Source organism: Idiomarina sp. UBA4206 (genome assembly GCF_002383015.1).
In the GTDB taxonomy this organism is placed as follows: domain Bacteria; phylum Pseudomonadota; class Gammaproteobacteria; order Enterobacterales; family Alteromonadaceae; genus Idiomarina; species Idiomarina abyssalis.
The window spans coordinates 783-10,930 of record NZ_DFTS01000077.1 but is presented as its reverse complement, the minus strand read 5'-3'; the positions used below and the strand labels follow the sequence as shown (position 1 = coordinate 10,930).

At 45.7% G+C, this 10,148-nt stretch carries 10 protein-coding genes; 1 reads left to right on the top strand and 9 read right to left on the bottom strand.

The window, feature by feature from the left end; translation table 11 throughout:
* Positions 1-19: 19 nt before the first annotated feature.
* From secG to rlmE, 6 genes are all read right to left on the bottom strand, one after another.
* A complete protein-coding gene (secG, locus tag B3180_RS15570) occupies positions 20-361 on the bottom strand; it encodes a preprotein translocase subunit SecG (protein WP_054487056.1) in 342 nt (113 codons plus the stop codon).
* A gap of 4 nt (positions 362-365) precedes the next feature.
* The gene (gene tpiA, locus B3180_RS15565) at positions 366-1,124 is read right to left on the bottom strand and encodes a triose-phosphate isomerase (protein ID WP_199494424.1); all 759 of its coding nucleotides are present in this window, start codon (positions 1,122-1,124) and stop codon (positions 366-368) included.
* Between the two features lie 87 nt (positions 1,125-1,211).
* The gene (gene glmM, locus B3180_RS15560) at positions 1,212-2,552 is read right to left on the bottom strand and encodes a phosphoglucosamine mutase (RefSeq protein ID WP_286845395.1); all 1,341 of its coding nucleotides are present in this window, start codon (positions 2,550-2,552) and stop codon (positions 1,212-1,214) included.
* Positions 2,549-3,364, bottom strand: a complete 816-nt coding sequence (folP, locus tag B3180_RS15555) for a dihydropteroate synthase (protein ID WP_286845393.1) — start codon at positions 3,362-3,364, stop codon at positions 2,549-2,551. Before folP ends, glmM begins: the two co-directional genes overlap by 4 nt.
* 76 nt (positions 3,365-3,440) lie before the next feature.
* The gene (gene ftsH / locus B3180_RS15550; RefSeq protein ID WP_054487048.1) at positions 3,441-5,387 is read right to left on the bottom strand and encodes an ATP-dependent zinc metalloprotease FtsH; all 1,947 of its coding nucleotides are present in this window, start codon (positions 5,385-5,387) and stop codon (positions 3,441-3,443) included.
* A 41-nt stretch (positions 5,388-5,428) separates the two neighbouring features.
* Positions 5,429-6,055, bottom strand: coding sequence for a 23S rRNA (uridine(2552)-2'-O)-methyltransferase RlmE (gene rlmE, locus B3180_RS15545; protein WP_054487046.1), 627 nt, complete (start codon positions 6,053-6,055; stop codon positions 5,429-5,431).
* A 91-nt stretch (positions 6,056-6,146) separates the two neighbouring features.
* Between rlmE and yhbY the strand changes: the two genes are divergently transcribed.
* Positions 6,147-6,443: a ribosome assembly RNA-binding protein YhbY gene (gene yhbY, locus B3180_RS15540; RefSeq protein ID WP_054487044.1), complete on the top strand. Its 297-nt coding sequence runs from the start codon at positions 6,147-6,149 to the stop codon at positions 6,441-6,443.
* Here the strand turns inward: yhbY and B3180_RS15535 are convergent.
* The 3 genes from B3180_RS15535 to carB all read right to left on the bottom strand — a co-directional run.
* On the bottom strand, positions 6,440-6,967 hold the full coding sequence (locus B3180_RS15535) for a hypothetical protein (RefSeq protein ID WP_054487042.1): 528 nt from the start codon (positions 6,965-6,967) through the stop codon (positions 6,440-6,442). The two genes, yhbY and B3180_RS15535, sit on opposite strands and share 4 nt — an antisense overlap.
* A 149-nt stretch (positions 6,968-7,116) precedes the next feature.
* A complete protein-coding gene (greA, locus tag B3180_RS15530; RefSeq protein WP_054487040.1) occupies positions 7,117-7,593 on the bottom strand; it encodes a transcription elongation factor GreA in 477 nt (158 codons plus the stop codon).
* Positions 7,590-10,148 (bottom strand): carbamoyl-phosphate synthase large subunit (gene carB / locus B3180_RS15525; protein ID WP_286845389.1); only part of this gene is annotated, 2,559 nt, incomplete at its 5' end. The genes carB and greA, both read right to left, overlap by 4 nt.

The window sequence follows — 10,148 nt, the reverse complement described above, 5'->3', positions numbered from 1 at the left end:
CGCCACTTCTGCAAAATTTTTAGTCGATTGGCGGTACGTCAGATTCAGGATCTGATTCGTCTTCCGCTGGAGGCAACTGTTGTTCTTCTTCAGGTACTGACAAGTCCGAGAAGTCTGTTGAGCTTTCGTCCGTAGAGGTCGATAAGTTACCCAACACCAAACTCAGAATAAAAAAGACTACCGCCAACCCTGCCGTAGCGCGTGTCAGAAAGTTTCCTGAACCTGAAGAGCCGAAAACAGTGTTCGATGCGCCTGCACCGAAAGATGCGCCCATACCTGCGCCTTTGCCTTGTTGTAGCATAATGAAGCCAATTAAGACTAAAGCAACAACGAGAAATGCAATCATTAAAATTTCGTACATAATTTTACCCTTGAGCAGCCTGGCAGATAGCAACAAAGTCTGATTCTTTCAAACTCGCCCCACCTATCAAACCACCATCAATGTCTTTTTGCGCAAATAATTCGGCAGCGTTATCAGCTTTAACTGAGCCACCGTACAATAACGGCATTTTCTCACCAATCGCGCCAAATTGCTCTACCAGTAACGTTCTTAGTTTTGCATGAACGTCCTGTGCTTGTTCCGGTGATGCTGTTTCTCCGGTACCGATTGCCCAAACTGGCTCGTAGGCCAAAACAACTTTCCCGGCTTTTTCTTTAGGAAGGTTTGCCAACGCAGCTTTCGCTTGTTCTGCTACAACCTTCCAGGTATTCCCCTCATCGCGCTGAGCTTTATTTTCGCCAACACAAATTACTGCTGTCATACCTGCATTGACGGTCGCCAGTGCTTTCTCGTTTACCTTGTCGTCTGTTTCTGCAAACAATTGACGACGTTCTGAATGCCCGACAAGCACGTAGCTAACCCCAAACTCTTGCAGTTGAGTTGTCGAGGTTTCGCCTGTATAGGCTCCACTGGCATGTTCAGAAACATTCTGTGCACCAATGGCAATGTCATCATAATAACATTGACTTGCCAACTCACTGATAAGGGTAAACGGAGGACAGACTACTATCTTAACCTTCTGAAGCTGGCTAAGTTTCTCTCGCAACGCCACCGACATAGTTTTCGTTAGCTCGCGATTTCCGTTCATTTTCCAATTTGCAATCACTAGTGATGCATTAGGCATAGTTTGTCCTCTACTTCAGAGCGCGGGAATAGTAGCGAAACACTCGCCAACTTACAAGCGAGATTTTCATCGCTGCCCGCTAACTGTTTAATTTGTAGCCGCTTCAACTTCGTTCGCTATTTGTTGAGCAAAGGCTTTTACCTTAGCTTCGTTTTCGCCTTCAACCATTACCCGAATTAAAGGCTCAGTGCCCGACTTCCGTAAAAGTACCCGACCACTGCCCGACAGCGCTTTTTCAACTTCTCGTACCGCACTTTTAACATTCGCCGATTCTAAAGGCTGCTTATCGCTGTCAAAACGGACATTGATAAGAATTTGTGGCAACTTATGGAAATCGCAACTTAATTTTTCCAGGGACTTTTGTTCCTGATACATAGCTGCCAGTACCTGCAGTCCGGCAACAATACCATCACCGGTAGTGTGGTGCTGACGGTTAATCACATGGCCCGAATTTTCACCGCCAAGGTACCAGTCTCGCTTAACCAGTTCTTCGATAACATAGCGATCACCGACTTTTGCCCGGACAAAGGGAATACGTCTTTTATCGAGTTCTTTTTCCAGGGCAAAGTTTGTCATTAGTGTGCCGACAACACCTCCTTGTAACTGCCCCTGATTCTGTGCAGTCACAGCCAGCATATAAAGGATTTCATCACCGTCAATTGGGCGACCATTCTCCGTCACCATCATGATCCTGTCACCATCACCGTCCAGAGCTATGCCTAAATCCGCTTTAGTCTCCAGTACCTTTTTCTGTAATGCCTCCAGGTGAGTTGCGCCGCATTCTTTATTGATGTTAAGGCCATTAGGCTGAGTACCAATTTCAGTCACTTCAGCACCAAGTTCACGAAGCACATTAGGCGCTATGTGATAGGTCGCACCATGCGCGCAATCGACGACAATGTGTAACCCTTCCAGAGTCATTTCGTTAGGGAAAACACTTTTACAGAACTCGATATAGCGACCAGCGGCATCATTTATCCGCTTAGCACGACCCAGCTCTTCTGAAATCACACAATCCATTGGCTCATCTAACAGACGTTCAATTTCCAGCTCTACGGCATCTGGAAGTTTGTGTCCGTTGTCAGCAAAAAACTTTATGCCGTTATCGTAATACGGATTATGCGATGCGCTAATAACAATACCGGCCGCGGCTCTGAATGTCCGTGTCAGATACGCAATGCCGGGAGTGGGCATAGGGCCTAAGAAATCCACACCGACACCGGCTGCAGCCAGTCCGGCCTCCAAAGCTGACTCGTGCATATAACCGGAAACCCGGGTGTCTTTACCAACCAATACGCGGCTGGTACCTTTTGCAGCCAGCACTCGGCCAGCAGCCCAGCCAAGCTTTACGGCAAACTCAGGGGTTATCGGGAACTGCCCGACTCGTCCGCGCACGCCATCGGTGCCAAAATATTTACGCTCACTCAAAGGTGCTCTCCTTCTAAAGTTGCTGCAACCACTCTCATTGCATCAACTGTCTCCTTAACATCATGAACGCGAATTATACGTGCTCCTTTCATAGCTGCAATGGTTGCAGCCGCTAAACTGCCTGCTAATCTGTCTTTAACTTCACGTCCCGTAACGTGGCCAATCATGCTTTTTCGCGACATTCCGACTAACAAGTGTAACTGTAGTTCGTGAAACGCCTGTAGCCTTTGTAGCAACTGGTAATTATGTCGTTGAGACTTGCCGAACCCAAAACCAGGATCCAACCAAATTCGCTCTCTGCCAATACCTGCCTGCTCACAGGCAATAATACGCTCTTGTAAAAAAGCCTTAACGTCACAGACAACATCGTCGTAGTCTGGGTTGTGCTGCATGCTTCTAGGCTCTCCCTGCATATGCATTAAGCAAACTTTTGCAGAGGTTGATGCCAAAGCTTTCAGGGCGCCCTCTTCTCGTAATGCGTTTACGTCATTAATGATATTTGCACCGACCTTTATAGACTCAGTCATAACAACCGGTTTAGTGGTATCGACAGAAATTGATACATCAAAACGTTGTCGTACCGCTTCGACCAGAGGAATGACTCTATCGAGCTCTTCTTGTTCCAGGACAGCTAGTGAGCCGGGCCGAGTTGACTCCCCACCAATGTCTATCATATCAGCACCATCACTTATCAGCTGCGCCACGTGATCAATCGCATCATTTAAGCGATTGTATTCACCTCCGTCTGAAAATGAGTCCGGCGTAACATTAACAATACCCATAACTTGCAAAGGGTTGGGGTTTTTAGGCATAACTCGGCTCCGCTAATTGCTGTTTCTTATTCTTACAAAAAAGCCACCTCTCGGTGGCTTTTAAAAAGAGTCAACTTTAAGAAGTTGCATCCCCGGGCTTGTCGACATTGATGGGTCGTTCAGGACGCTCTTCGGTCTCATCTGCCTTGGCAGCACCGCCATCCGAACCATTACCACCACTGTCTCTGTCATCCCAGTCTTTCGGCTGACGAACATCTCGGCGATTCATCAAGTCATCAATTTGGTCGGCATCGATAGTTTCATACCGAACCAACGCATCTTTCATTGAATGAAGGATATCGACGTTCTCTTCCAACAGTTTTTTCGCCCGTTGATAGTTACGATCAATAACCGACTTCACTTCTTCGTCAATAGCCCGTGCAGTGTCATCAGACATATGCTTATGCTGAGTTACTGAACGCCCAAGGAAGACTTCATTTTCATCTTCAGCGTAAAGTAATGGTCCCATCTTTTCAGACAAGCCCCACTGAGTGACCATTTTTCGAGCAATTTCTGTTGCACGTTCAATGTCATTTGACGCGCCGGTAGTGACTTTCTCATCACCAAAGATAATTGCTTCGGCTAAACGACCACCAAACAAGCTAGAAATCATGCTTTCAAGATGTTGCTTGCTGTGGCTCACTCTATCCTGCTCAGGTAAGTACATAGTGACACCCAATGCACGACCGCGCGGAATAATCGATACCTTATAGACAGGGTCATGCTCTGGTACCAGACGACCCACAATAGCGTGACCAGCTTCATGATAAGCCGTCATGGCTTTCTCATCGTCCGTCATAACCATTGAGCGGCGCTCAGCACCCATCATGATTTTGTCTTTAGCTTTGTCAAACTCTTCCATTGAAACAACACGTCTGTCGCCACGCGCGGCAAACAATGCGGCTTCGTTGACTAAGTTCGCTAAATCGGCCCCGGAAAATCCTGGCGTCCCACGAGCAATCAACTCTGGCTTAACGTCGTCACCAAGAGGAACTTTGCGCATGTGCACTTTCAGAATTTGTTCACGACCGCGTACGTCTGGCAAACCAACAACAACCTGACGGTCAAAACGTCCCGGACGCAACAGTGCAGGGTCTAATACATCTGGACGGTTAGTTGCAGCGATAACAATAATGCCTTCGTTGCCTTCAAAGCCATCCATTTCAACCAGCATTTGGTTCAGTGTTTGTTCACGTTCATCGTGTCCACCACCAAGCCCGGCACCACGTTGGCGACCTACGGCGTCAAGTTCATCAATAAAGATGATACAAGGAGCCGACTTTTTAGCTTGTTCAAACATATCACGAACACGAGAAGCACCAACACCAACAAACATCTCAACGAAGTCAGAACCAGAGATACTAAAGAACGGCACTTTTGCTTCACCGGAAATGGCTTTAGCTAATAAAGTCTTACCCGTTCCCGGAGGACCAACCATAAGCACGCCTTTAGGAATTTTTCCGCCCAAACGCTGGAACTTAGAAGGGTCTTTCAGGTAATCAACTAATTCTGACACTTCTTCTTTAGCTTCATCGCAACCAGCAACATCTTTAAATGTTGTTTTTGATTGCTCTTCGTTCATGAGCTTCGCTTTACTCTTACCGAACGACATGGCGCCACGACCACCGCCGCCTTGCATTTGACGCATGAAGAATATCCATACACCAATAAGCAACAGCATTGGGAACCACGAGATAAAGATTGACGCAAGAATACTCTGCTCTTCAGGTGGGGTACCCTGAGTTTCTACATCGTTTGCCAACAAGTCATCCAAAATTTTCGGGTCATACTGAGTTGGCACAACTGTTTTATAAGATTGACCATTGCGAGTCATACCTGAAATAGTGCGTCCATCATCACCAAATTCAGCACGACGGATATTGCCATTGTTAACCTGAGACACAAATTCATTGTATGTCATGGTCGCCGATGTCGTTCCGCTCGGACTGAAGCTCTGAAAAACGCTCATCAGTACGACGGCTATCACAAGCCACAAGATGAGATTCTTTGCCATATCGCTCAAAGCCTATTACCTCTATTAAAAATCAACTACCCAACAGGGTACTACAGTTTATAATCTGTCGCTACCAAGTAGACCTCTCTGGAACGTGCCCGGGAGGACTCTGGTTTTCTGGTTTTCACATTGTTAAATGCCGCACGCATGTCTTTTAGGAAAGGTTCAAAACCCTGTCCCTGGAACACCTTTACGACAAAACTCCCGCCAGGCTTTAAAACCTGGTGACACATATCCAGCGCCAGCTCTACTAAGTACATAGAGCGAGCCTGATCTACCGTACCATTACCACTCATATTTGGTGCCATATCCGACAGCACAACATCAACATTTTTGCCACCAATGCGATCAAGCAATGCATTTAATACCGCTTCTTCCCTAAAATCGCCCTGAAGGAAATCGACTCCGACGATTGGGTCCATCGCCAAAATATCGCAGGCAATAACCTGACCATCACCGTTAAAATAGTCAGCTACGTACTCAGACCATCCTCCGGGAGCAGCACCTAAATCAACGACAGTTTGACCTTTTTTGATCAACTTATCTTTTTGCTGCATTTCCTCTAACTTAAAAACAGCACGAGAACGAAGTCCTTTCTTCTGTGCTTTTTGGACAAACTGATCGTCAAAATGTTCTTTCAGCCAGCGTTGACTGCTCACACTGCGTTTTTTTCCCATAATTTAACGAAGTTTCCTTAATTGTCTGGCCTGAATACCTGATCTGGCGTTACAATGTTAAAAAATCAAGCTCTAAAACGGATATTATCGAATGTCATTAAGTAATAAGCAAAAACAACATTTAAAAGGTCTGGCACACCCGTTAAAGCCAGTCGTACTGCTTGGGGCTAACGGCCTGACTGAAGGTGTTCTTGCAGAAATTGAGCAGGCACTTGATCACCACGAACTGATTAAAGTAAAAGTTCCGGAAGAAGACCGTGAGCTCAGAAAACAAATTATGGCCACTATTGTACACGAAACCGGTGCTTCTGAAGTGCAAATTATCGGTAAAACGCAGGTGATATACCGACCAGCCGAAGAGCCTAAAATTCGCCTTCCCCGCGGCTAGTCTCTTTTGCTCGCAGGCGTTAGCGACAATGCTTTAGCGACCAGCTCCAACGCCTGCGACTTTTCCATCCACTTGTCTTTAGTCGAAAAGTAGACATCCAGCATCACTTCCAGGCATTGTTCGTCGCTTTCCAGGTTGTAGGCTTTTAGGAAAGGCTCTATTTTTCGATGGGCTTTTAGAAATTCAAGTCGACGTTTACGCTCTTCTTCTGCAACACTGCTTTTCACATAATCTGGCTGAGTATAGGAATAGGTTGGTTCGTGCAAAGTATAGCCCGGTGCGAAAAACCAATTTAAAGAGATTCGTTCCTGCAGTAACTTTCGAATAATCTCAGCAAAGGGTATTCTGTTGCTGCGCTTCCTATTGGCATAGTCGTTAGGCTTTTTTCCTAGCCACAGAGAAACGTCTTTATAGGTTCCTTTCTGCGAAACCAGCTTTAAACGTTCAAAGCATTCCGTAACCGTTAATTCATCAAGTGGTGTGTATTGAGGTGTTTGAGATGTTGGTGACGTTTCCTTGTCCATTGCAGCTCTTCTTTTGTTGACTTAATGTTAAAAATCCAGTTGAACTGCGAACTATACAATAACAAGTACAAAAAACAAACGACTCGACGTATAAAAACAAAAAGGCTGGTAAACTTTCGTTTCCAGCCTTTTTATTACGAGTTTTAGTATTACTTATATTCTACAGCAACCACTTCGTACTCAACTTCACCATTGGGTGTAGTTACTGTTGCAATTTCGTCAATTTCTTTACCTATTAATGCGCGAGCTATTGGCGAGTTCACAGAAATTAAATTTGATTTAATATCAGCTTCATCGTCACCCACGATCTTATAGGTCACTTCTTCGTCCGTTTTTGTATTGTAAACGGTGACCGTTGAACCAAAAATAACTTTTCCGTTATTGGGGACTTTAGTGACATCAATAATTTGTGCATTGGAAAGTTTTGATTCAATTTCTTGAATACGGCCTTCACAAAAACCTTGCTGCTCACGCGCCGCGTGATATTCAGCGTTCTCTTTTAAATCTCCGTGCTCGCGTGCATCAGCTATAGCTTCAACAATACGTGGGCGCTCTACCGTTTTTAAACGCTTGAGCTCATCACGTAACAATTGCGCGCCATGTTCCGTCATTGGAATCTGGTTCATATTAACGACACCCTTTTATGTAATTCTTGTACCGAACTGACTCGAGCTCGATCATCCGCTGTATTTGCTTTAACTGTCGCAAATGCAGCATTCAACGTTGTAGTATAAATCACTTTATTCAACAGTGCTTCACGACGAATATAAACAGAGTCTTCTATCGCACGACGCCCTTCTACCGTATTGATAATATAACTATATTCACCATTTTTTATGGCATCAACGATATTTGGCCGCCCTTCCTGCAGTTTATTAACGATACTGCAGTCTATACCTTCTTCACCAAGCATTTTCGCCGTACCTCGCGTCGCTTCCAGGCTAAAGCCTAAAGCTAATAAACCACGAGCCAGGTCCATTAAACGTTGCTTATCACTGTCTTTTACTGAAATCAGAGCTTTCCCTTTTTTCGCTAATGCTTCACCTGCGCCAAGGTTCGCTTTGGCATAAGCTTCTTCAAAGCTTTCACCTACACCCATGACCTCACCGGTTGAACGCATCTCCGGGCCGCGGATTGGGTCTACGCCCTGAAACTTAGCAAAAGGAATAACCACTTCTTTCACCGAATAATATGGCGGAATAATTTCTTTCACATAGCCCTGCTGCTGCAGTGACTGACCCACCATAACCCGCGCAGCGACTTTCGCTAATGGAACGCCTGTTGCCTTAGAAACAAAAGGTACGGTACGTGCAGCTCTTGGGTTTACTTCAATAAGGTAAATTTCTTCGTCTTTTACAGCAAACTGAGCATTCATCAAACCATTTACGTTCAACTCAAAAGCTAACTTGCGCATTTGTTCGCGCAGTTGTGCCTGAATGATATCGCTTAAAGAATAAGGTGGTAATGAGCAAGCAGAGTCGCCTGAGTGAACCCCTGCCTCTTCAATATGCTGCATGATACCGCCAATAAGCACATCCTTACCGTCACAAATAGCATCGACATCCACTTCAACCGCATTATCAAGGAAACGGTCCAGCAGTACCGGTGCATCGTTAGATACTTTGACCGCATCGGTCAAATAACGTTGCAAGTCGGCTTCATCATAAACAATTTCCATAGCCCGGCCACCCAATACGTAGGATGGGCGCACAACCAACGGATAACCAATACGCTTAGCTTCCGTTAATGCCTCGTTAAACCCAGTTACCGTTGAGTTTTCCGGTTGTTTTAAGCCAAGGCGACGTACTGCGGTCTGGAATCTCGAGCGATCTTCCGCCCGGTCGATAGCATCGGGTGATGTACCAATAATCGGAACACCGTTTGCTTCAAGTTCGCGAGCTAATTTCAATGGTGTCTGGCCACCGTACTGAACAATAACCCCTTTAGGCTTCTCAATGCGTACAATTTCCAGTACGTCTTCAAGAGTAATCGGCTCAAAGTAAAGGCGATCAGAGGTGTCATAATCCGTTGAAACGGTCTCTGGGTTACAGTTCACCATAATGGTTTCATAACCATCTTCGCGTAAAGCCAGTGAGGCATGGACACAGCAATAATCGAACTCTATACCCTGCCCTATGCGGTTAGGCCCACCGCCAATAACCATTATCTTGTCTTTATCCGACGGTGCCGATTCGCACTCTTCATCGTAACTTGAGTACATATAAGCAGTACCCGAAGCAAACTCCGCCGCACAGGTATCAACTCGTTTATAAACGGGATGAATTTTAAACTTGTGACGCTTTTTACGGACTTCTGCTTCGCTGACGTGTAAAACATCAGCAATTCGTGAGTCGGCGAAGCCGCGCCGCTTCAATACCGTCATAACCTCAGAAGTCAGTCCGGCCAAGCCAAGCTCATCAACTTCTTTTTCAAGGTTAACCAGCTCTTCAATTTGAATCAGGTACCACTCATCAATTCGTGTCAGTTCAAACACTTCTCGAACGGTCATGCCCAAGCGGAATGCATCGGCGATATACCAAATTCTTTCAGCGCCTGGCTCTTTAAGCTCACGGATAACTTTAGAACGAGCGTCTTTTGAATCAATCTCAACAATGGGATCAAAACCCGAAGCGCCAAGTTCTAAACCTCTTAGAGCCTTTTGCATTGACTCCTGGAAGTTACGCCCAATAGCCATCACTTCACCAACCGACTTCATTTGCGTGGTCAGGCGGTCATTACAGTTAGCAAATTTTTCAAAGTTGAAACGTGGAATTTTTGTCACAACGTAGTCAAGCGCTGGCTCAAATGAGGCCGGCGTTCTGCCGCCTGTTATTTCATTTTCAAGCTCATCCAGGGTGTAACCAACGGCAAGTTTGGCTGCAACTTTAGCAATTGGGAAGCCTGTGGCTTTTGAAGCCAGTGCAGAAGAACGCGATACCCTGGGGTTCATTTCAATGATAACCATACGACCGGTATCAGGGTTAACACCAAACTGTACGTTTGAACCACCAGTTTCCACACCAATTTCGCGCAATACCGCCATGGCAGCGTCACGCATAATTTGGAACTCTTTGTCTGTCAACGTCTGGGCAGGCGCAACCGTAATTGAGTCACCGGTGTGAATGCCCATAGGGTCAAAGTTTTCAATAGTACAAACAATGATGCAGTTGTCGCTTTTGTC

What these genes read in the sequence shown, in the direction of transcription:
- secG (WP_054487056.1), bottom strand. Translation starts at nt 361, where the DNA reads ATGTACGAAATTTTAATGATTGCATTTCTCGTTGTTGCTTTAGTCTTA.
- tpiA (WP_199494424.1), bottom strand. Translation starts at nt 1,124, where the DNA reads ATGCCTAATGCATCACTAGTGATTGCAAATTGGAAAATGAACGGAAAT.
- folP (WP_286845393.1), bottom strand. Translation starts at nt 3,364, where the DNA reads ATGCCTAAAAACCCCAACCCTTTGCAAGTTATGGGTATTGTTAATGTT.
- rlmE (WP_054487046.1), bottom strand. Translation starts at nt 6,055, where the DNA reads ATGGGAAAAAAACGCAGTGTGAGCAGTCAACGCTGGCTGAAAGAACAT.
- yhbY (WP_054487044.1), top strand. Translation starts at nt 6,147, where the DNA reads ATGTCATTAAGTAATAAGCAAAAACAACATTTAAAAGGTCTGGCACAC.
- B3180_RS15535 (WP_054487042.1), bottom strand. Translation starts at nt 6,967, where the DNA reads ATGGACAAGGAAACGTCACCAACATCTCAAACACCTCAATACACACCA.
- greA (WP_054487040.1), bottom strand. Translation starts at nt 7,593, where the DNA reads ATGAACCAGATTCCAATGACGGAACATGGCGCGCAATTGTTACGTGAT.